Annotated in this window: 22 protein-coding genes; 14 read left to right on the top strand and 8 right to left on the bottom strand. The window is 60.0% G+C overall.

Translation table 11 applies throughout. The annotated features are described in order from the left end of the window. Positions 1-3: 3 nt before the first annotated feature. The 5 genes from fmt to ACP4CD_RS22165 are packed head-to-tail and all read left to right on the top strand — an operon-like array spanning position 4 to position 6,331. Positions 4-930, top strand: a complete 927-nt coding sequence (gene fmt / locus ACP4CD_RS22185; RefSeq protein ID WP_426992670.1) for a methionyl-tRNA formyltransferase — start codon at positions 4-6, stop codon at positions 928-930. Next, the gene (rsmB, locus tag ACP4CD_RS22180) at positions 927-2,219 is read left to right on the top strand and encodes a 16S rRNA (cytosine(967)-C(5))-methyltransferase RsmB (protein WP_426992669.1); all 1,293 of its coding nucleotides are present in this window, start codon (positions 927-929) and stop codon (positions 2,217-2,219) included. Before fmt ends, rsmB begins: the two co-directional genes overlap by 4 nt. Further along, positions 2,194-2,835, top strand: coding sequence for a DUF4390 domain-containing protein (locus ACP4CD_RS22175; RefSeq protein WP_426992668.1), 642 nt, complete (start codon positions 2,194-2,196; stop codon positions 2,833-2,835). The genes rsmB and ACP4CD_RS22175 overlap by 26 nt, the downstream gene beginning before the upstream one ends. Further along, positions 2,817-4,973, top strand: a complete 2,157-nt coding sequence (locus ACP4CD_RS22170; protein ID WP_426992667.1) for an ATP-binding protein — start codon at positions 2,817-2,819, stop codon at positions 4,971-4,973. The genes ACP4CD_RS22175 and ACP4CD_RS22170 overlap by 19 nt, the downstream gene beginning before the upstream one ends. After that, positions 4,970-6,331 (top strand): sigma-54-dependent transcriptional regulator, encoded by a 1,362-nt coding sequence (locus ACP4CD_RS22165; protein ID WP_281021228.1) that lies wholly within the window; start codon positions 4,970-4,972, stop codon positions 6,329-6,331. Before ACP4CD_RS22170 ends, ACP4CD_RS22165 begins: the two co-directional genes overlap by 4 nt. Before the next feature lie 77 nt (positions 6,332-6,408). On the opposite strand, the gene ACP4CD_RS22160 is transcribed toward ACP4CD_RS22165, so the two are convergent. Next, entirely contained in the window at positions 6,409-6,921 is a 513-nt protein-coding gene (locus ACP4CD_RS22160; RefSeq protein ID WP_331710123.1) for a copper resistance protein NlpE, read from the bottom strand. A 585-nt stretch (positions 6,922-7,506) separates the two neighbouring features. Between ACP4CD_RS22160 and rplM the strand changes: the two genes are divergently transcribed. Further along, complete coding sequence (gene rplM, locus ACP4CD_RS22155; RefSeq protein WP_064029603.1) at positions 7,507-7,935, top strand: 50S ribosomal protein L13; 429 nt, start codon at positions 7,507-7,509, stop codon at positions 7,933-7,935. A 15-nt stretch (positions 7,936-7,950) separates the two neighbouring features. Beyond that, on the top strand, positions 7,951-8,340 hold the full coding sequence (gene rpsI, locus ACP4CD_RS22150; protein WP_064029605.1) for a 30S ribosomal protein S9: 390 nt from the start codon (positions 7,951-7,953) through the stop codon (positions 8,338-8,340). A 253-nt stretch (positions 8,341-8,593) separates the two neighbouring features. Here the strand turns inward: rpsI and ACP4CD_RS22145 are convergent, their stop codons facing one another. The 5 genes from ACP4CD_RS22145 to ACP4CD_RS22125 all read right to left on the bottom strand — a co-directional run bounded on the left by ACP4CD_RS22145 (position 8,594) and on the right by ACP4CD_RS22125 (position 14,271). After that, positions 8,594-9,010, bottom strand: a complete 417-nt coding sequence (locus ACP4CD_RS22145) for a hypothetical protein (RefSeq protein ID WP_231883683.1) — start codon at positions 9,008-9,010, stop codon at positions 8,594-8,596. 287 nt (positions 9,011-9,297) lie between these two features. Continuing rightward, the gene (locus ACP4CD_RS22140; protein WP_426992665.1) at positions 9,298-10,461 is read right to left on the bottom strand and encodes an efflux RND transporter periplasmic adaptor subunit; all 1,164 of its coding nucleotides are present in this window, start codon (positions 10,459-10,461) and stop codon (positions 9,298-9,300) included. Beyond that, entirely contained in the window at positions 10,458-11,885 is a 1,428-nt protein-coding gene (locus ACP4CD_RS22135; protein ID WP_426992663.1) for an efflux transporter outer membrane subunit, read from the bottom strand. The genes ACP4CD_RS22140 and ACP4CD_RS22135 overlap by 4 nt, the downstream gene beginning before the upstream one ends. After that, the gene (locus ACP4CD_RS22130) at positions 11,882-13,444 is read right to left on the bottom strand and encodes a DHA2 family efflux MFS transporter permease subunit (RefSeq protein ID WP_426992662.1); all 1,563 of its coding nucleotides are present in this window, start codon (positions 13,442-13,444) and stop codon (positions 11,882-11,884) included. Before ACP4CD_RS22130 ends, ACP4CD_RS22135 begins: the two co-directional genes overlap by 4 nt. 8 nt (positions 13,445-13,452) lie before the next feature. Then, positions 13,453-14,271 carry a hypothetical protein gene (locus ACP4CD_RS22125; RefSeq protein WP_426992661.1) on the bottom strand — a complete coding sequence of 273 codons (819 nt, stop codon included), beginning with the start codon at positions 14,269-14,271 and terminating at the stop codon, positions 13,453-13,455. Positions 14,272-14,434: 163 nt separating this feature from the next. Between ACP4CD_RS22125 and ACP4CD_RS22120 the strand changes: the two genes are divergently transcribed. After that, positions 14,435-15,313, top strand: coding sequence for a LysR family transcriptional regulator (locus tag ACP4CD_RS22120; protein ID WP_426992659.1), 879 nt, complete (start codon positions 14,435-14,437; stop codon positions 15,311-15,313). Here the strand turns inward: ACP4CD_RS22120 and ACP4CD_RS22115 are convergent. Then, the gene (locus tag ACP4CD_RS22115; protein WP_281021234.1) at positions 15,310-16,293 is read right to left on the bottom strand and encodes a 2Fe-2S iron-sulfur cluster-binding protein; all 984 of its coding nucleotides are present in this window, start codon (positions 16,291-16,293) and stop codon (positions 15,310-15,312) included. The genes ACP4CD_RS22120 and ACP4CD_RS22115 overlap by 4 nt on opposite strands. 8 nt (positions 16,294-16,301) lie before the next feature. Beyond that, the gene (locus ACP4CD_RS22110) at positions 16,302-16,679 is read right to left on the bottom strand and encodes a group I truncated hemoglobin (protein WP_426992657.1); all 378 of its coding nucleotides are present in this window, start codon (positions 16,677-16,679) and stop codon (positions 16,302-16,304) included. A 246-nt stretch (positions 16,680-16,925) separates the two neighbouring features. Here ACP4CD_RS22110 and ACP4CD_RS22105 point away from each other — a divergent pair, with 246 nt between their 5' ends. The 6 genes from ACP4CD_RS22105 (at position 16,926) to lipA (ending at position 21,484) form a co-directional block, all read left to right on the top strand. Beyond that, the gene (locus ACP4CD_RS22105) at positions 16,926-17,552 is read left to right on the top strand and encodes a helix-turn-helix transcriptional regulator (protein ID WP_071160485.1); all 627 of its coding nucleotides are present in this window, start codon (positions 16,926-16,928) and stop codon (positions 17,550-17,552) included. 97 nt (positions 17,553-17,649) lie between these two features. After that, positions 17,650-18,813 carry a D-alanyl-D-alanine carboxypeptidase family protein gene (locus tag ACP4CD_RS22100; RefSeq protein WP_064029622.1) on the top strand — a complete coding sequence of 388 codons (1,164 nt, stop codon included), beginning with the start codon at positions 17,650-17,652 and terminating at the stop codon, positions 18,811-18,813. After that, a complete protein-coding gene (locus tag ACP4CD_RS22095; protein WP_426992655.1) occupies positions 18,810-19,649 on the top strand; it encodes a D-amino acid aminotransferase in 840 nt (279 codons plus the stop codon). Before ACP4CD_RS22100 ends, ACP4CD_RS22095 begins: the two co-directional genes overlap by 4 nt. Continuing rightward, positions 19,646-19,912, top strand: a complete 267-nt coding sequence (locus ACP4CD_RS22090; RefSeq protein ID WP_426992653.1) for a YbeD family protein — start codon at positions 19,646-19,648, stop codon at positions 19,910-19,912. The genes ACP4CD_RS22095 and ACP4CD_RS22090 overlap by 4 nt, the downstream gene beginning before the upstream one ends. A 4-nt stretch (positions 19,913-19,916) precedes the next feature. After that, a complete protein-coding gene (gene lipB / locus ACP4CD_RS22085; RefSeq protein ID WP_426992652.1) occupies positions 19,917-20,525 on the top strand; it encodes a lipoyl(octanoyl) transferase LipB in 609 nt (202 codons plus the stop codon). Then, positions 20,522-21,484: a lipoyl synthase gene (lipA, locus tag ACP4CD_RS22080; protein WP_426992651.1), complete on the top strand. Its 963-nt coding sequence runs from the start codon at positions 20,522-20,524 to the stop codon at positions 21,482-21,484. Before lipB ends, lipA begins: the two co-directional genes overlap by 4 nt. The last annotated feature ends 117 nt before the right edge of the window (positions 21,485-21,601 follow it).

The raw sequence follows: 21,601 nt of genomic DNA, 5'->3' as shown, positions 1-21,601 counted from the left end.
CCGATGAACATCGTCTTCGCCGGCACGCCGGACTTCGCGGTACCGACGCTGCAAGCCCTGATCGCTTCGCGGCATCGAGTCGTCGCGGCTTACACCCAGCCCGACCGCCCCGCCGGTCGTGGCCGAAAGCTGACCGCCAGTCCGGTCAAGACCCTGGCTATGACGCACGACATTCCAGTCTACCAACCGGAAAACTTCAAACAACCTGGCGCGATTGAAGCGCTGGCGGCCTTACAGCCGGATTTACTGGTGGTGGTCGCCTATGGGCTGATCCTGCCGCAGGCCGTACTCGACATTCCCAAATTCGGCAGCCTCAACGTCCACGGCTCGCTACTGCCGCGCTGGCGCGGCGCGGCCCCCATCCATCGCGCCGTGATGGCCGGCGATGTCGAGACCGGCATCACGATCATGAAAGTCGTCAAAAAGCTGGATGCCGGCGACATGCTGTACAAAGTCGCCTGCCCGATCGGCCCGACGTCGACCAGCAGCGAACTGCACGACCGCCTTGCCCTGATGGGCGCGGAAGGCTTAGTCACAGTCGTCGATCAAATCGCCGCCGGCAACGTGGTCGCCGAGCCGCAGGACGAAGCGCTCGTCACCTACGCCCACAAACTCGAAAAAGCCGAAGCGATTCTGGATTGGTCGGAATCCGCCGATGCGTTGGACCGCAAAATTCGTGGTCTGAATGCCTGGCCGGTCGCGCAAACCAGCTTCGACGGTCAAGTGTTGCGCGTGTGGCGGGCCGCCGCGGTGGCCCGGCCGCTCGGCGGCGCGCCGGGAACGGTGGATTGCGGCGAGCACGCTTTGGACGTCGCCACCGGCGCCGGCACCTTGCGGCTGCTGGAAGTGCAGTTACCGGGCGGCAAACGGCTGAACGCCCGCGACTTCCTGAACGCCCATCCGGCCGACGGCGCGGTGTTGGGATTATGAACCTTCGCGGCTGCGCGGCGCAGATACTCGCCAAGGTCCTCGCCGACGGCGTTTCCTTGACCGCCGCGCTCGACGCCGGCCTGCCCAAAATCAAGGACCACCAGGACAAGGCCTTCGTCCAAGCCTGCTGCTACGGCGTAATCCGCCACTATTTCGCACTGGAATTCATGCTCGGCAAACTACTGTCCAGGCCGTTGAAAGCCAAGGATACCGATATCAAGGCTTTACTGTTGGTCGGGCTTTATCAACTGCAGCACATGCGGGTCAAGCCGCACGCGGCGGTCTCGGAAACCGTCGCCGCCACCAGCCACAAACCTTGGGCCAAAAACCTGGTTAACGCGGTGCTGCGCCAGTATCTGCGCGATGCCGAAGCGCTGACCGCCGCCTGCGCCGAAGACGACCAAGCCCGTTCCAACCATCCGGCCTGGATGATCGCCGCGTTTGCCGCCGACTGGCCCGACCACTACCCCCGGCTGCTCAGCGCCGACGACCACGCCCCACCGATGATGCTACGCGTGAACGCACTGCGCGGCGAACGCGGCGCGTATCTGGACGAACTGGCCGCGGCCGGCATCGCGGCCCAAGCGGTGGACGGCTGCGCGACCGCGCTGCGATTGGACCAGGCGTTGTCCGTCGAACAACTACCCGGTTTCGCGGACGGTCGCGTATCGGTGCAAGATGCCGCCGCTCAGCTGGCCGCCGAACTACTCGACGTGCAAGCCGGCCAACGCGTACTCGACGTGTGCGCCGCGCCCGGCGGCAAAACCGCCGCGATCCTGGAAATGCAACCCTCGGCCGAGGTGTTGGCGATCGACATCGATCCAGCTCGACTAAAGCGGGTCGACGACAATCTGACTCGCCTCGGCGTGTCGGCAACCACGCTGGCCGCCGACGCCACCCGCCCGGATTCGTGGGCCGGCGGCCACCTTTTCGAGCGAATTTTGGTCGATGCACCCTGCTCCGGCCTCGGCGTGATCCGCCGTCATCCCGACATCAAACTGCTGCGCCGCGAGTCCGATCTGGCGACGCTGACCGCGTTGCAAGCGCAAATCCTCAATGCCGTCTGGGATTTGTTGGCTCCGGGCGGCATCCTGCTTTACGCCACCTGTTCGGTTCTGAAGCGGGAAAACGAAGCGCAAATCGAGCAGTTCCTGGCCGATCACCCCGAGGCCGCCGAACTCCCGATCGCCGCTCATTGGGGACTGGCGCGGCCGCACGGCCGGCAGATTCTAACCGGCGACCGGCAAATGGACGGATTCTATTATGCCAAGCTGCGGAAATCCGCCTGACACCGCGCTAAGTGGCGCTAGCGAACAGAGCGACAAGCGGCACCCCGCGCGCGGATACCCCGGAAATCGGCGCTGGATCAGCGCGTTGCTGTCGCTGATCATCGCCTTCTGGCTACCAACTGCCTCTGGCGGCGATTACTCGGCAAAAATCGGCGACCCACAATGGAAAACCAGCGAATACGGTTACTCAGCCGGTGTGCAAATCGAATATCGCTTGAGTCCGACCGCCAAGGAAGCGCTACATAAAGGGGTACCGCTAACCTGGCGTGTTGTTATCGAGTTACGTCGCCCCGGCCGGTTATGGGAAGAAACCGTCTACAGCCGCGAACTGCGCTACACCCTGCAATTTCACGCCTTGCTAAACCAATACGCCGTCGAAACCGGAAACGGCGACAGCGAAATGTTTTTAACCCTGAGCGCGGCCTTGGCGTTCATGGCGTCTATCAGCACGGACATGGCGCCGGCCGGCGAAAATCTCGACGCGACGCCGTTACAGCTCGCGGTAAAAACCCGCTTCGACCGCGAAGCCCTGCCGATTCCGCTCCGGCCGATGGCCTATCTGGACCATCGGTGGTTTTTGTCCAGCGACTGGTATTTATGGTCAATCCCAAAATAAAACTGCCGGCCAGCGCTCTGATCGTCATCCTGTTCGGGGCGGTCTTGCTGCTGTTGCAATTGATGAGCAGCGCCAGCCAGGAATCGTCCGAACTCGGCGAAATGTATTCCTGGCTGCTGGTCATCAACACGCTCGGATCGATCATCCTGCTGGGTCTGGTCGTTGTCAACGCTTACTCTCTGGTCCGCGAACTGAAGAAGAAGGAGGCCGGCTCCCGGCTGACCACCCGGATGGTGTCACTGTTCGTGTTATTGGCCTTGGCTCCGGCGGCCATCGTGTTTTATTTTTCGGTGCAATTCCTGCATCAAGGCATCGACAGTTGGTTCAACGTCGAAATCGACCGGGCGATGGACGACGCGCTGGAACTCAGCCAGTCGTCACTGACCCAACGGATGAATTGGCACATTAAGCAAACCCAGCAAATGGCCGACAAATTGCGTGGTAAGTCGGAGCATCTGATCGCGTTGGAAATCGGCTCGCTGTGGGCCGAATCCGGCGCGTTGGAGCTGGCGGTCTTCACCCATCAAGGCCGGATTTTGGCGTCGAGCAGCGTCAATCCCAGCGACATTCTGCCGCACATGCCGGACGAACAGATCTGGCTACAGCTACGCCAAAACAAGCAATATTTCGCGTTCGATCCCGGCGACAACGACGACATGCTGGTCCGCATCATCGTCTCGCTGGAGCCGGACCAAAGTCGCTACCTGCAAGTGCTGTATCCGATTCCGCTACGGGTCACCGATTTGGCCGACTCGATCGAGTTCGCCTTCATTCGCTACCAGCAGATGAATTTTCTGCGCGACTCGCTGAAAACCAGTTTCTCGTTGATATTGCTGCTGGTGCTACTGTTGAGTCTGCTCGCGGCGATTTGGGTGGCTTTCATCAGCATCCGCAACATCGTCGCGCCGGTCAAGGAGTTGGTCAAAGGCACCCAGGCCGTCGCCGAGGGAGACTATCAACAGCAACTGCCGGTCATGAGCCAGGACGATTTGGGCTTTTTGGTCGAATCGTTCAACCAGATGACCCGGCGTATCGGCCGCTCCCGCGACGAAACCCGCGCCGCCGGCCTGGAAGTCGAAAATCAACGCGCCTACCTGGAAACCATTCTCGCCAATCTGACCGCCGGCGTGATCAGCTTCGACGCCCGCTACTACATCCGCACCGCCAACCAGGCCGCCTACCGAATTCTGCACATCCCGGTCAGCCATTTCGTCGGCCAAACCTTACCGGAACTGGCCGCCAATCACGTCGAACTGGCCGACATGCTGACAGCGATCCAGCGCCTGCTGGAAAAAGCCGACGACATCTGGGAGCAGCGCATTGTCTTCCTCGGCCCCAACGGCCGCCAGGAATTGCTGTGCCGCGGCACGCCGCTGTTCCAGCAGGACGGCAGCCGCACCGGCGCGGTGGTGGTATTCGACGACGTTACCGACCTTATACAAGCCCAAAAGAACGCGGCTTGGGGCGAGGTAGCCCGCCGACTGGCTCACGAAATCAAGAATCCGTTGACGCCGATTCAGCTGTCGGCCGAACGTCTGCAACACAAACTGGCCAAGGAACTCGACGAGGCCGGCGCTGAGTTTTTGCAACGCGGCACCCGCACCATCGTCCAACAGGTCGAGGCGATGAAACGGATGGTCGACGACTTTTCCGAGTACGCCCGGCCGTCCAAGAAGCAAGTCGAAAAAATCCATTTGCTGGACTTGATCCAAGAAGTGCTGGCGCTGTACACGCCGTTCGGCATTAAATTCGACACGGATTTCAAGAATCAGCGGGTCATCGTCGAGGCCGACCCGGTCAGCATTCGCCAAGTGCTGCACAATCTGATCAAGAACGCCCAAGAAGCGACCCCCGAACAGTGCCGGGTGACGATCAAGATCGCCAAGGTGGTACGCAACAACGCCGAATACGTGGAACTGAGCCTGTACGACAACGGCAGCGGCCTGAATGCTGAGCAGATAGAAACGATTTTCGAGCCCTACGTGACCAGCAAGGCCAAGGGCACCGGCCTGGGCCTGGCCATCGTCAAGAAAATTATCGAGGAACACGGCGGCGTGATCTGGGTGGATACGTCTTATAATGCCGGGGCCGGCTTCATCATCCAACTGCCGGTCTTTGAATTCGGGAACCCTTCATGAACAAGCAAGCGCCCTACATATTGGTCGTCGACGACGAGCAGGACATTCGTCAACTGGTATCGGAAATTTTGGAAGACGAAGGTTACGATGTCGCGATGGCCGAAAACGCCAGCGAAGCCCGTAAGTTGAAAAACCAGCGTCCGCCCAATCTGATATTGCTGGATATCTGGATGCCCGACAGCGACGGCATCACCTTGCTGCGCGAATGGGTCGGAGAGGATAGCTCGCTATGTCCGGTAATCATGATGTCCGGCCACGGTTCGGTTGAATCGGCGGTCGAAGCCACTCGGCTGGGCGCCTACGACTTTCTGGAAAAACCGCTGTCGCTGGCAAAATTGCTGCTGATCGTCGAGCGAGCGCTGGAAACCAGCTCGCTGCAACGCGAAAACGCCGGCCTAAAACAACAACTGATGATCACGGTCGAGCCGGTCGGCAAAAGCGCCGTGGTCGAGCGCACCAAGGACAAACTGAAGCGTCTGGCCCAACACGATGCCAGAGTGCTGTTCGTCGGCGAAGCCGGCGTCGGCAAGGAAATGTACGCCCGATACCTGCACAACGCCAGCTCGCGGCGTGACGGCCCCTTCGTCGACGTCTCGGTCGGCAGCATTTCGCCGGAAAACGCAGCCGTCGAGTTTTTCGGCCGCGAGGACAACGGCCGGATTTATCGAGGCTTGCTGGAACAAGCCCATCGGGGCACCTTGTTCCTCGGCGAAATCGGCGGCATGGACCCGGAAACCCAAACCCGCTTGCTCAGCGCGCTGGAATCCAGCTCCTTTCTGCGAGTCGGCGGCAGTCAGGCGGTCAGAGTGGATGTACGTGTCGTCGCTTCGACGCGGTTAGCGCTGGACGAGGAGGTCAACAGCGGCCGTTTTCGCCAGGATTTGTACTATTTACTGAACGTGGTGACGCTAGACATCTCGCCGCTACGCGATCACAGCGAAGACGTACCGGCACTGTTGAATTTCTACGTCGATCATTTCGTGATGCACGAAAAATTGCCGTTCCGACGCTTCTCGATGGCCGCGCAAAATTATCTGCGCAACTATAGCTGGCCGGGCAATGTCCGGGAATTGCGCAATCTGGTGCAACGCCTGATGATTTTGGGCGCCGGCGACGACATCGAGCTGGACGAAGTCAAGACCGCGCTGGGCTCGATCGCGGAGCAACCCAAACTGGGCTCGAACGTGCCGGAATTTTTCAATCTGCCGCTAAAAGAAGCCCGCGACCACTTCGAAAAGTCCTATCTGGAATACCATTTCGAAAAGACCGGCGGCAGCGTGGCTAAATTGGCGGCGGCCATCGGCATGGAGCGCACCCATTTGTACCGCAAGCTGCATTCGCTGAAGATCAAACTCTAAGTCAGCACCGCCGAAACCGACAAAAAACGGCCTCGGCAAGGCGGCGCGGAGATTGGTCGCCTCGCCGCCTGCTCGCGTTAATGAATATGCACTTCGCGGGATTTGGCTTTGTCGCTACGGCGCAAGGTATAATCGTCCTGATCGCCGGCCATCGGCTTGCCGTCACTGTTCAGCAACACTAGCGTACTGTCGTCCTGAATCGTGAATTTCCGCACCGATTCGTCTTTCTTCGAGGTTAGCAGCAAGGTGCGGGACTTTTCGTCCCACGCGTATTTACCTTTGTCGTAATACTCCCGACTGGACTCCCTGGCGTATTGGGTTACCAACAAATAATTGCTTTTTGGTTTGAGCGACAGCGTCATTTTAAAACCATCGCAATCCTTTTCCTTACACGGCAAGTAACCGTAGAACACGCCGCGAAACCCGCCGGTTTCGTCTGCCGGAGCGGCGTGGGCGGAATGATCGACGCCTTGCTCCTGATGCCGACTCATTTCCCGCGCCTTCAGCGCTTTTTCCTGCAGTTGCATATCGGATTCGGCCCAGGCGACGTTAAACGAGGCCAAGCAGGCGCCGAAAAAAATCCATGTCACATTTTTTGTAATTGTTCTGTTTAATGTTTGCATAAGCGATTTTTCTGGTCTGTGCGTTAAATGATCGTTCTCGCGGCTCGCGATACACCGGCTGATTGACGAATTTCCCAAGCCGATCGAGAGTGGGCCGCTCACTGGAGCGCTATAGTATCCCGAGGCGGGCGATTATGACAGTTTCGGACTTGGTTCTCCGCGCCTTAGGCAAGACTACCAGTGAAATCGCCGTTATCAATACTGGACTTGGGTGCCGTTCGCGCGCTGTCTGGCGAACTGATCACGGGTCGCATCGATAGCCCGAGTTTTCCATCGATCGAAATTCGCCGCTGGACACCGTGTTTCGCTCTCGTCACTCAAAATCCGCGCGGCCAAAGGCCAATGCATCCTAGGATCTCCAGCCGGTCTTGATAACAATCCGAAGTGACGACTATCGTTACGAACACCGCGCGCCAGGTGCTTACGCGATCGATAAAACGCAAGCACACGGTTAAGCGTCGGTATTCAAACCCAAATAAACTTGAATTTGGCTTGACGTTTCAGTAGAATTCCGGGTTTTTATAGACCGCCTCAACCTTTGAGAAGCAAATAATGAAAACATTTAGTGCAAAGCCCGCGGAAGTAAAGCGCGACTGGTACGTGATCGATGCGGAAGGAAAGACATTAGGTCGCCTTGCTACTGAGATTGCACGCCGTCTTCGCGGCAAACACAAACCCGAATACACGCCGCACGTCGACACCGGCGACTACATCATCGTCATCAATGCCGAGAAAGTCGGCGTGACCGGCAACAAGGAAAAAGACAAAATGTACTATCGCCACACCGGCTACATAGGCAACATGAAGTCTGCTTCGCTGGGCAAATTGAGACAAACCTTCCCGGACCGCATCATCACAACCGCGGTACAAGGCATGCTGCCTAAGAATCCGTTGGGGCGGGCAATGTTCAAAAAATTGAAAGTTTACGCGGGTTCTGAGCACAATCATCAGTCTCAGCAACCCAAAGTTTTAGAATTCTAAGCAGGTAGATAGTTTATGGCAGCTCAGTACTACGGAACAGGTCGTCGCAAAAGCTCGGTCGCGCGCGTTTACGCCACCATCGGCTCAGGCAAATTCACCATCAACAGCCTCCCTGTTGAGCAATATTTCGGTCGCAAAACCGACGAGATGATTGCCAGACAACCGCTGGAGTTGTTGGGCAAAACCGCCGACTTCGACGTCAACATCCTCGTTAGCGGCGGAGGCCCATCTGGTCAAGCCGGTGCCATCAGACACGGCTTGGCTCGCGCCCTAATCGAATTCGACGAAGTATTGAGATCGCCCCTGCGTAAAGCCGGTTACGTAACTCGCGACGCCCGTGTCGTCGAACGTAAAAAAGTCGGTCTACACAAAGCCAGAAAACGTCCGCAATACTCGAAACGTTAATCGGTTCTACCAAAAAAGCCGCTGGAAAGCGGCTTTTTTGTGTCATTAAATTTGGGGCAACCGATTATTCGGCCACAAAATCCACCCCGAAAACTAAAACCTACCCAGCCCGAAACCGTTTTTCCGGCCAAGCCGAATCGCGTTAAGCAATCCGGTCAGACTGACTCGACAACCTCAAATGCGCTAGACTATCGTCAATCGCGACGCCAGTGGCCGCGACGCGAGCCAGTCGCAAGACTTAGCCGAGCGAGCCTTAATTGATCGCGTGTTGCCGATCGGGAAACAACGCAAGCACCATTGTCAGATGCTCCGGCGCATCGAACAAAATGCTTCTCTCGGCAAAAAAGTCGCCGGCGGCTTCAATCGCATCTAGCATCACCGCAACCACGTAACGCTCGGCGTGAGACGAAGCCACCATTTTCTCGGGCACCGCCGATTCGACCCGCAAAACCTGCATCGACTCGTCGAAAGAATGCAAGCGCAAGCCGTCGAAATCGGCTTTTTCGACCCGGCTCGGCAGCATAAACACAATATCCACGACCGGCATGCGCTTCTGCAGATGATGTTCGCGCAGTCCGGCCAGATCGATGGCAACTTTGGTAATGGCCTTGGCGATCGCGCTGTCTTCCAGCGCGCGGTCCGGCATCATGGAGGCAATATGTAAGGTCATGGCACACTCTCGACAATGGATGGTAAACCCATCCAGCAAAAGCCGTTCCAAATTTTCGGCGATCTCTGAAAATAGGCAAACCGACCGTCGCGGCCCAGCATTGCCCGGCACATCCTGCCCAAATCCGAGTCTTTCGCGAACGCCAGATTGTGCCAAAGCCAACAAAGTCGGGCGAAGCTGCTATTCGAGCACCGACACCCGACCACGCATGGAGCTACCCATAGAGAACAGCTCTATGCCTTTTTGTAATCTCGCCGATACCTTGCCAAGTGCGCCCGCCCCATTTGCTACCGCCGGTTAGCCGCGACAATCGACGCGATCGCCTCTTCTACCCCGGCTAACTCGTCGTCGTAAACCGTGGTTCTATACTCGACGGCGGTCGTATCGACCAACGATTGTCGGGGAGTTTGACGATCATCGGCAACCAGTTCGATGCGAGTCAGTGTCGACAATCCCGGCTGTAACGGCCGCTCGGCCAGTTCCTCGTTGTTCAGGACCACCCGGACCGGCACCCGCTCGGCGACATGTATGAAATTGCCGGTCGCGTTATCGGTCGGCAATAACGCAAACACGCTGCCGGTACCCGGTAGCAAACCCTCCACGCGACCGTGATAAAGCCGGTCCGGATAGGCATCGACCCGGATTTCGGCCTGCAGACCCGGACGAATGCCGGCTATGCGGTTTTCCGGCACATTGGCCTCGACCCACAAACGATCCACGGCCACGATGGTCAATAGCGCGGTGCCCGGTTGAACGCTATCGCCAACCCTGGCCTTACGTTTAGCGACGACACCGGCGACGGGCGCGCGGACTTCCCGACGCCGGTACTCCAAGTAGGCACGACGCAGGCGTTGCTTGGCTAATTCGACGGCAGGATGTTCGGCGATATCGGTGGTTCCGAGTTGCGCCGCCAATTCGGTTTGTTCCGCGCCGACTTCGAACTCCGCCGCTTCCAGCTCGCGGATTTTATCTTCGGCATTTTGCACCTGCTGTTCGGATACCGCGCCCTCGTCAATCGCCAAACGCATACGGTTAAGGTCGTGACGGACCGCCGCCAATGCCGCGCCGCGCGCCGCCAAGCGTTGGTGCAAGGTGTCCCGCTTCGCCGCCAATGCCGCGATCCGCCGAACCGCATCCGCCAACTCAGCCTCTGCTTGGCGCAAGCCGATTTCGGCATGCCGGCCATCCAGCCTGACCAACAACTGACCGGCCGCCACCGCTTGCGTGTCCTCGGCCAATATCTCCACCACGGTACCCGCCGTTTGCGCCTCGACCCCAAGCACATGGCCGGCGACAAAAGCATCGTCGGTACTCACCCAGTGTCTATCCAGCCACCAGCCGCGCGCGGCATAAGCCAACGCGACCGTTACGCAAGCGATCAAGGTCCAGCGCAAACGCCGATTGCGCCGACGCAGGGCTGCTCGGGGACCGTGTCCGCGGACTTCGCTCATCGGCCAACCGACAGGACTTGGTCTTCCTGAAAGCCGCCGCCCAAGGCTTCGCACAACGCGACAACCGCCTTAGCCCGCGCCGCTTGCGCCGTCGCAATTCGCCAGTGCAGCCTATCGACGACAACGGCGGCCTGAAGCGGACCGGCGGCATCGCTTAAGCCCGTTTGCCGCAAAATATCGGCCACTCGCTTGGTCCGTTCCGCATCCGCTAGGTTTTGGACTAGCGCTTCAGCGGTGGCGAACGCCTCACGGCCACGGCTCACGGCATCGACGACCTCGCGCGCCGCCGTCGACAATGTCGCATTGTAAAACTCGACCGCCGCGTCGTAACCGGCCTCGCTATCGGCCAAATTAGCGCGCAGCCGACCCCCTTCGAACAGCGGGAATGTCAACGACGGCCCAACCGCGTACGCCAGACTCGAACCGTGGAATACCACGTCGGTCAGGCTAACGCTATGCAAGCCCGCCAAGCCGATCAAAATCAGGTCCGGATAAAACTCGGTTTGGGCGACATGCACGGCTTCCGCGGCTGCCTCGGCACGTAACCGCGCCGCGCTGACATCTGGCCGCCGCGCCAGCAAATGCAACGGCAAATCGGCCGGCAAACCCGGCCAAGCCGGCGCCGTCTGCTCTACGCGGATATCCGCCCCCCAATCCGGGCCGCGTCCGGCCAACGCCGCCAGCAAATGCCGCCCGAGTTCGACCGAAGCGCCGGTCGCCGCCAAGCTTGCCTCGGATTCGCCGAGGTCTATTTGCGTGTTCAGCCAGGGCGCGTCGCTGCTCAAGCCGCTATCGCGCCGACGGGCCGCCAGGGCCAGCAACCGCCGGCGACTGGCCAACAAGCGTTCGCCGACCAGGCGTTGTTGCTCGGCCGCGACCAAATCGAAATAGGCTCGGGCCACGCTACCCGCCAACATTAACCGGGCGTCCGCCAATTCAGCGGCGCTAGCCAGCGCGCCGTCCACGGCCTGTTGCAATTCGGCGCGATCCCTACCCCAAAGATCCAGGTGATACCGTAAAACCACGGGATCGATTAATAATTGCCGAAACTGCTCGCCGGCCAGTTTCGCCTGAACGCTGTTCGCCGAAAACCGCTGAGCACTGAAAGCGACATTGGCGCTCACGGTCGGATAGAGCGCCGCGGCCTGACCGTCGACCAGCGCCCGCGCCTGCCGCAAACGAGCGGCGGCAACACCCAGATCGGGATTGTCCGCCACCGCCGTTTCGATTAGCCGATTCAGCTCCGGACTGCCGAATTGGCGCCACCAGTCCGCCGCCGGCCAAGCGCCGGTTTGCGCATCTCGCAAGGTTTGCGTCATCGGCGGGAGCGAAATTTGCTCGGCGGCCGGCCGGGAATCGCCGAACCGGGCGCACCCGCCCAGCCCTCCTAGCGCAACAACCCAAACCCAGCCGGCGAGTTTCACGCGCCCTCCTCAATGACCGCTTCCTCGCGACCGTCGCGCCAATCGGCCAGCGCCGAGCGCGCCCGCGTCGGCCGCGCCAGCCAGACCAGTGCCGCCAAGATCGCAAAGCCGCAACCGGCTAACCAAAACGCATCGTTGATACCCTGGATCGCCGCTTGGCGCCCGGCGGCTTTCGCCAGCCTGGCCAGCCCCTGGTCGTCGGTATAGCCGGCGGACCGCCACCACGACGCGGCCCGCTCGGCGGCCACGCTATCGGTTACCATCCACTCAGCGTAATGAACGGCATGTAGCGGCGCGCGCCGATAAAGTACGCAGCCTTGCACGGTAATGCCGATCGCGCCGGCCGCGATGCGCAGCGCGCCGGCCAATTCCAGCGCGGCGGCGTGACGCCGTGCCGGTAAATCGTGCAGCATCAGCGCGGTTAACGGCACGAAGAATCCGCCCAGGCAGGCGCCTTCCAGCAATTTCGGCCACAACAGCGTCGCAAAAGCCGCGCTATCGTCGAAGCGGCTCAACCAGAAATAGCACACCGAAAATCCGGCCAAACTCAAGCTTGCTAGCCAACGGGCGTCCACGCGCTTGACGATTTCATGCATCACCGCCGCGACCGGTTTGGCGAAAACCGCCATCGGCAAGAAAACCAGACCGGCCAACCATGACGAGTAGCCCAAATTCAGCTGCAATTGCACAATCAGCAGCGACAACAATCCCTGGAACCCCAAAAACCCGGCGCACAATACCGTCAATCCAACCGCGAAATTGCGATGGGTCAATAGCCGTAACTCCAGATAAGGTCGGCAAGTTGAGCGCGCCCGTCCTATCCAGACCGCGAATGCCAACAACGTCGCCAGCGCTAAGACGATTTGCGAATCGGCCCGCCACCAATCGACGTCGTTGCCGCGATTCAATAAAGTCTGTAAACCGAACCAGGCCGTAACGCAACTCGCCAACCCCAGCCCATCTAAGCGCAACCGGGCAACGGCTACCTTGCGCTGGTATAGCAAGGCCGCGACCAGGCCGGCAATGCTCAACGCGATCGGCACATTCGCCCAAAACAGGCAGCGCCACCCCCATTCGTCGGCGATCCAGCCGCCGATCGGCGGCCCCAGGCTGAACGGCGTCAGCGTAAATACACTCCAGACGCCGACACCGACCGACTTTCCGCGCGCTGGATATTCGTTCAACAGCAAAGTCTGCCCGGCCGGCAGCGAAATGCCGCCACAAACGCCGAGTAAAATTCGCGCTGCCAGATAGCGCGCGTAGCCGTCCGCCGCGGCGCACAACCAGGATGCAACGGCAAAACCGACCAAGGCCGTCACCAGCACCCGGTAGTCGCCGACGCGTCTGACCAGCCAAGCGCCCAACGGATAAGCCAGCGCCAGTGCCATCATGTAATCGGTCTGGGTCCAGGTCGCCTCGCTGGGCGCGATACCCAGACCGCCGGCGACGCGCGGCAACATGGCGATATAGGCCCCGGCATTGAAAATCACCAGCGCATGCGCCAACCCCAAACAGGCGTTGAATAAACCGAAGCGCCATCCCCGCAGGCGTCTTAACATGCGCCCGCTCATCGCGGTCCGGCGGAACCGGCCGGCAACCCGTCGTCGAGTAACGCGCCACCCAGTTTTAGCGTCGCGCTCTTGAAGGCCGCACCGTCCAAGGTTAACGAGGCGCGCGCTTGCGAATCGACCATGGTACGTTCCGAGCTACCGCGCCCGGTCACCCGCCCGCTGGCCGGATCGATCCATTTCCATAACAAACGTAGCGACAATTGATCGTCGAAGGTTCGCCAGCCCAACATGCCCAATTCCAGCACTTTGTCGGCGACGCCGACAGGGTAGACGGCGGCCGGCGCGGCGTACCATGCCTGGACCGTCGCGCGCCAGCGCGCCGGATCGGCGGTTTCCGGAGCCAACGGCAAGGCGGCGATTGCACCCGCAACGTTGGCGTAGACCCCTTGCGCGCGCAAGGTCAGCGCGGCCCGCTCGGCCAGGGCCGGCAGCGGCGACCAATCCGGGCCGGACGACGCGATCGCGTCGTCGCCGGTGAGCGCACCGCTGGTTAAAATCCCGCCGGGCAAGCGAAACGCCGCCCGGTGAACCGGGAAGTCCAAGGCTTGATGACGAATCTGGCGGTAAGCCGGTTGACGTTGTTCGATCAGGTCTGGCCAGACCTCCAGAGGCGGCGCTTGCAACGGCACGACCAACACCGAAACCGGCGCCACGCCCGAATCCGCCGCCTGCTTCGGGCTGGTCGCCGCGCAGCCGGCGGCCAGCCACAATCCGGCAAGCGCCGATGCGGCCCGGATAATCGCGGTTTGACTCCCTGTTTTACAACGTCGCCCAGGCGCGTTCCCGCGTGGGGCCATAGCTTCTAAATCGGACATATCGACTTCCCCCAGAGTATTAGCAATCGCGGGACGTAAAAAGCACTCAGCCAAATAACAGCGAATCGCTTTCTATTCGACGGTGACCCACTATAAAAAGCCGCATAACATTAGACAAGCGAATTTAATTGGACTTTAATATCGAAAAAATCAATACAAAGACATGGATCTCGACCAAATCAAGACTTTCTTAAGCGTGGCCGCCCACGGTAGTTTTCAGGCAGCGGCCGGGCATTTGTACGTCACCCAATCGACGGTCAGCATTCGCATTCAGCGTTTGGAAGCCGAGTTGGGTGCCGCGTTGTTCGTGCGCAACCGCGCCGGCGCCGCGCTGACTAGCCAAGGCCAGCGATTTCTGCCACATGCGCAAAGCCTGTTACTGACCTTCGAACAAGCCCGCCACGACATCGGCCTACCCAGCCGGTTTCGAGCCAGCATCGCGATCGGCGCCCGCGTCGGGCTGTGGCAAGCGGTGCTGCCGGATTGGATAGGCGAGATACGCCGGACGATTCCGGACATCGCGATCCGCGGCGAAATCGGTTTCGAGGACGACTTGATGCGCGGCCTGATCCAGGGCCGCATCGATATCGGCATGATGTACACGCCGCAACACAGCGCCGGCCTGCTGATCGAGCATTTGTTCGACGAAACCTTGATCTTGCTGGCCAGCGAGCCGGATCGGCGCTGGCCCGACCCGGACTATGTCTACGTCGATTGGGGTCCGGCGTTTTATACCAAACACGCCAACTGTTTCCCCGATCTGGAAGGACCGGCCCAGCGCGTTAACATCGGCTGGCTGGCAGCGCAACTGGTGTCGCGTAACGGCGGCTCCTGCTTTCTGCCGGAGCGGATCGCCGCGCCGTTGATCGCGGCCGGCCGCTTGTTTCCACTGGCGAACAGCCCCAGTTTCACTCTACCGGCTTATATGGTGTCCGCCCGCGCCGCCGACGACGACATACTGCGGCAAGTGGTGGACCTACTCCGGGCCGCGGCGCTCCGCGAGCGGCACGGGGACGGCCGCGACCGCGCCGAGCCGGCTTAATCCAAGGTCGGCGATGCGACGTGAAACGCGTCGCTGTGGATATCGGCCAGCGCCGCGCCGCTCAAATAGGCCTGACGCTTGGCGCGATCCACCATGTCAGGATGGCCACACAAATACACCCGCCAATCGCGCAAACCCGGCAATTCCGCCATTGCCACGTCGTTAGCCCGGCCGGCAGCGATGCCTGACGGCACATCGCCGCGCGACACGCACGGCGTGTAATGGAAATTGGCGTGGGCTCGCGCCAAGTCGCGCATTTCATCCAGCCAGTACAGGCCCTCGACGTCTCGGCTACCGTGATACAGCCGAATTTGCCCGCGATGGCCGTTATGCAAGGCTTCCTCGACAATCCCGGCCAGCGGCGCCAAACCGCTGCCGGTACCGATCAGCAACAGATTGGCCGCCGGCAAGTCCGCCAGGTAGTAACAAAAGCCTTGCGGATCGGAAACGTCGATCCGGTCGCCGACCGCCAGCTCGCGATGCGCCCATTCGCTAAAGCGGCCTCCGGCCAAGCGGCGGATATGAAAAGTCAGGCGGGTCGAATTTCGGCTATTGGCGATCGAATAACTGCGGATCAAACCGTCGGCGCGGCGCAAATTGACGAATTGGCCGGCGTAATATGCCAGCGGATGCTCGCATTCCAAGGCCAGCCACAGCGTCTGCGCATTCAGATTGCGCTTTTCGACGACCTCCGCCGCAGTGTAGCCCGCCGCCGCGCCACCCAATCCCAAACGCATATCGCGCTCGGGCCGGCACAAACAGGCCAGCAAATAATCTTCACGTTGCAGCGCCGGCTTCAACCCGACTTGCGCGGCGGCGGGCGGCGGGCCGTCTAGACTGCGCACCAGGCAGGCATGGCATACGCCTTGCCGACAACCGTTATCGATCTCGATGCCGTCGCGCAGAAACGCATCCAGCACCGTTTCGCCGGCACCGCACAGTGCCTGGCGGCCGTTGAAGCTAATCTTGATTTCCGCCATCGCCGCGCTCAACGGTTCAACACGTCGCTACGGGTACTTTCGGCAATCGCCGCGGCTCGCGCGATCAAGTCGGCCGGCACGTTCAATTCCCGCAAGGTTGAGCCCAAGTGTTCCATCACCGCGTCGAAGTGGGTATCGTCCAGGCCCAGTTTTTCGACCAAATGGGCGTGCGCCCGCCTCATGTCGGCACCGTTGTAATGGTTGGGACCGCCGAAAGCCATCGTCAAAAAGGCTTTCTGCTTGGCGGCCTGCTTGTCGATGTCGGTGTTGTCGAAGAAGCGGTTGATTCGGTGATCGCTCAACACCTTGCGGTAAAAAATATCGACGGCGGCATTGACGGCCGCTTCGCCGCCCAATTGTTCATACAAAGAAATTTCTGCGCTCATGGCATCTCCCGTGCATTGCGTTGATAAAGTCGGGTCGCTCGACCCGGACACAGCATAAACCGGTAAAAATACTTTTACAATATTTTTATGCTTTAAGTATTTTAGGCTGCTCGAGCTAACTTTGGCGGTCGCCATCAAAACATTCGGTTAATTCAATCGTAAGCTCCGCCACGCGCCCACGAGAATCCGGCCATTCACGAGCTAACGCGCTACAATAGTGGCCCGTTTCTCAGCCCGCAAAATTCGATGAACGTTTTAATCGGCTCCCGCCAGGAACAAATTCTGACTCTGTTATTAGATGCGCCTTCGGGCCTGTGCATCGACGAACTGGCGGCCGCGTTGGGGATTTCACGCAACGCGGTCAAACAGCATCTGGCCGGACTCGAAAAAGACCAACTGATCCGCGAGGCCGCCTGGAACAGCACCGGCGGCCGGCCCTCGCGCAGTTACGGTTTGACCGAGGCCGGCCGAAATCGGCTACCCAAGCAATACGCCTGGTTCAGTACCTTACTGCTGGACCAACTGCGCAACGAATTGGGCGAAGCCGGTTTACGCCGCTTGATGTGGCGAACCGGCGAAAATCTGGCCGAGACCTTGGCCCCTCGCTTTGCCGGTAAGAGTCTCGCCGAACGCACCGCCGCGCTAGTCGAATTGATGCAGTCGCTGGGTTATCACGCCAATCTCGAAGACGACACCGGCCAAATTAGAGCCATCAACTGCGTCTACCACGACATGGCTCAGCGCCACCCGGAATTGTGCGAGTTCGACCGGGCATTAATCGCAACCTTGCTGGAACGGCCGATCGAGCAAACCGCTTGCATGGCAAAGCAAGATTGCACATGCCGATTCAAGTGCTTGGCGCCGCCGGATTAGCCCAGGGTTCCGGCGCCGAACGGGCTTGCGGTTTTTCGTAGCCGAGCGTCTCGGTGATACAATGGCGCTTTCCCGAACGACTTTTTACCGAGAAATCATGAGACCATCCTTCCGTACGGCCTGCAGCCTGTTGTTTGGGCTGTCGTTAATGCTGACCGTCGCATCGCTGCAAGCCGCCAGTCCGATTTTTACGCCCGCCGCGCCCAGCGTCGCCGCCAGCAGCTATTTCCTGATGGACTTCAACAGCAGCCGGGTGTTGGCCGAAAAAGACCCCGACAAACGCGTCGCGCCGGCCAGTTTGACCAAGATCATGACGGTGTACGTGGTATTCCGCGAGCTTAAGGCCGGTCATTTGACGTTGGACGAAAAAGTCACGATCAGCCAGAACGCCTGGGAAACCGGCGGCTCGAAAATGTTCGTCGAAGTCAACAAGCAGGTGGCGGTCGAGGACTTGCTGCAAGGTGTCGTGATTCAATCGGGCAACGACGCCAGCGTGGCGCTGGCCGAACACGTGGCCGGTAGCGAGCAAACTTTCGCGACGATGATGAACGAGCAAGCCAGCCGCCTGGGCATGGCCAATAGCCATTTCGAAAACGCCACCGGCCTGCCCAGTCCCAACCATTACAGTTCGGCGCGCGATCTGGCGCTGCTGGCGCAAGCGGTGATCAAGGAATTTCCGGAATATTACCGCTGGGATTCGCAAAAGGAATTCACGTTCAACGGTATTACCCAACAAAACCGCAACCTGCTACTTTGGCGCGATCCTTCGGTCGACGGCCTGAAAACCGGTTTTACCGACGACGCCGGTTACTGCATGGTCGCTTCGGCCAAACGCGAGGACATGCGGCTGATCTCGGTGGTAATGGGTACCGCCAGCCCGAACGCCCGCTCCAACGAGAGCCAGTCCTTGTTGAACTACGGTTTCCGCTTCTTCGAAACCCATCGGCTGTACGAAGGTAACAAGGCCTTGAGCGAAGCGCGGGTGCGCAAGGGTGTCACCTCGAAATTGCCGGTCGGCTTGGCCGAAGACCTCTACGTCACCGCGCCGCGCAAGCATTTCAGCGAATTGAAAGCCGAAAGCCAGACCGACAAAGCCATCGTCGCGCCGCTGAATAAGGGTGACACGGTCGGTAGCCTGGTAGTGTCGTTGGCCGGCGAAACCGTCGTCAGCAAACCGCTGGTGGCGCTGGAAGCGATAGCCGAGGGCGGCCTGTTCCGGCGCTTGTACGATGCCGCCATCGGTTTATTGGAGAAAGAATGACCCAACTCGTGTATTTGAACGGCGACTATCTGCCGTTGGCCGAAGCCAAGGTGTCGGTATTGGATCGCGGCTTTTTGTTCGGCGACGGCGTTTACGAAGTGATACCGGCCTACGGCGGCAAATTGTTCCGCCTGGAAGACCACATCGTTCGGCTGAATAACAGTCTGGCCGGCATCCGCTTGACGGTGCCGCACGGCGTCGCCGACTGGCAAGCCATCTTCCAGCCGCTACTGACGGCCGGCAAGGACCAATACATCTACCTGCAAATCACTCGCGGCTATGCGCCGACCCGCGATCACGGTTTCCCGGAAACCGTGGTGCCGACGGTTTTCGCGATGTGCTCGGAGATCAAGCCGTTTCCAGGCAAGTCGGCCGGCATCAAGGCGATCACGCTGGACGATACCCGCTGGCAGCTTTGCAACATCAAGGCAATCACGCTGCTGGCCAACATTCTGTTGCGCCAACAAGCCCTGGATCGGGATTGCGCCGAAGCGATTCTGGTCAAGAACGGCTACGTTATCGAAGGCGCCGCCAGCAATCTGTTCGCGGTCATCGACGGCGAATTGATCACGCCGCCCAAATCCAACGAAATCCTGCCGGGCATCACCCGCGACGTGATTCTGGAATTGGCGAGCGCCGACGGCATCCCCTGCCGCGAAGACATCATCGCGCTGGAAGGCCTGCAAACCGCCGAGGAGGTCTGGGTCGCCAGCTCCACCCGGGAAATCCTCGCCGTCGTTGAATTGGACGGCAAACCGGTCGGCACCGGCAAGCCAGGGCCGGTTTGGCAACGGCTGGACGATTTACTGCAAACCTATAAAAAGTCGCTGTCATGAGCGAAGCCGATTCCCTGCTGGAATTTCCCTGCCAATTTGCGATTAAGGCGATGGGTAAGAGCCGGGACGACTTCGACGCAATCGTCGTCGAGATCGTCCGCCGCCACGTCGAAGACATTCGCGAAGGCGCGGTCACTAGCCGGCCGAGCAAGGGCGGCAATTACACGGCGGTCACCGTCGTCATCGAGGCCACCAGCCGCAGCCAACTGGACGCGATTTACCTGGATTTGACCGCCTGTCCCGACGTGTTGATGGCGCTGTAAGCCGGTGAATGCAAGCCTGCAACACTTGGGCCGGCGCGACTACACATCGGTCTGGCGGGACATGCAAAACTACACCGCCGAGCGCGACAGCGCCAGTCCGGACCAGATCTGGATCGTCGAGCATCCGCCGGTCTACACATTGGGCCTGAACGGCAAGCGCGAACACCTACTGCGCGAGACGGCGATTCCAGTCATTGCCTGCGATCGCGGCGGCCAGATCACCTACCACGGCCCCGGCCAACTGATCGTGTACCTGTTAGCCGATCTGCGCAGGCTGAGTCTAGGCCCAAGGCAGGTGGTCAGTTTATTGGAACAAGCCGTCATCGTCACGCTAAGCCAATACGGTATTTCGGCCTCGGCCCGCGCCGACGCCCCCGGCGTCTACGTTGACGGCCGCAAAATTGCGTCGTTGGGCCTGCGCATCAAACGCGGCTGCTGCTATCACGGCTTGAGCCTGAACAACGACATGGACTTGGCACCGTTCCGCGACATCAATCCCTGCGGCTACCCGAATTTGCCGGTTACCCAACTGGCCGATTTGGGGGTTAAGATAAGCACCGACGAACTGGCCGTTCCGATAGTTCACCAATTACTTCAGGCGATAGAATCATGACGCTGAACGCCCCTTCCCGCTCCACGCCCGCAACCCACCAACGCAATGCCGATAAATTGTCGCGGATTCCGATCAAGGTCGAAACGACCGGCGAAGTATTGCGCAAACCGGATTGGATCCGGGTCAAGCTACCGGCCGGCGATCAGGTCAACCGGATAAAGCAGACTCTGCGCGCCAACCGTCTCCACACGGTGTGCGAGGAAGCGGCCTGCCCGAATCTGGGCGAATGCTTCAGCCACGGCACCGCCACCTTCATGATCATGGGCGATCTGTGTACCCGGCGTTGCCCGTTCTGCGACGTAGCCCACGGCAAACCGCAAGCGTTGGACGCCGAGGAACCGGCGCATCTGGCCGATACCATCGCCGCGATGGCGTTGAAGTACGTGGTCATCACCTCGGTGAACCGCGACGACTTGCGCGACGGCGGCGCCGGCCACTTTGCCGCCTGTATTGCTGAGGTGCGCCGGCGATCCCCCGCCACCGTTGTGGAAGTGTTGGTCCCCGATTTTCGCGGACGGGTCGGTAAAGCCCTGCAGATCTTGGCCGCGCAACCCTGCGATGTGTTCAACCACAATTTGGAAACCGTGCCGCGCCTGTATCAGCAAGCCCGGCCCGGCGCCGATTACCAGGGATCGTTGGAACTGCTAAAGCTGCATCGAGAACATCTGCCGCAGGTGCCGACCAAATCCGGCCTGATGTTGGGCATCGGCGAAACCGAGGCGGAGATTTTGGCGGTGCTGGAGGATTTGTTGGCGCACGGTTGCAGCATGCTGACGCTGGGTCAGTATTTGCAGCCCAGCAAGGACCATTTGCCGGTCCAGGCCTATATCCATCCGGACCAATTTCAACGCTACGCAGAAATCGCCACCGAAATGGGCTTCAAACAAGTGGCCAGCGCGCCGTTGGTGCGTTCGTCCTACCACGCCGACCTGCAAGCCGCCGGCATCGTCGGAGTATAGCGAGCAAGCCCCCTAGGTTAGTGCCATGCGTTAAGCTTGAATTTATCGGACGTTGCTAATCTGGATCGAGGCGCCCGTACCGCGTTCCGCTGCCCCTACCCCTCTGGCTTCGGAATG

This window comes from Methylomonas stagni, from assembly GCF_050154735.1.
Classification (GTDB): Bacteria; Pseudomonadota; Gammaproteobacteria; order Methylococcales; family Methylomonadaceae; genus Methylomonas; species Methylomonas koyamae_A.
This window is presented reverse-complemented; position numbering and strand designations above follow the sequence as displayed.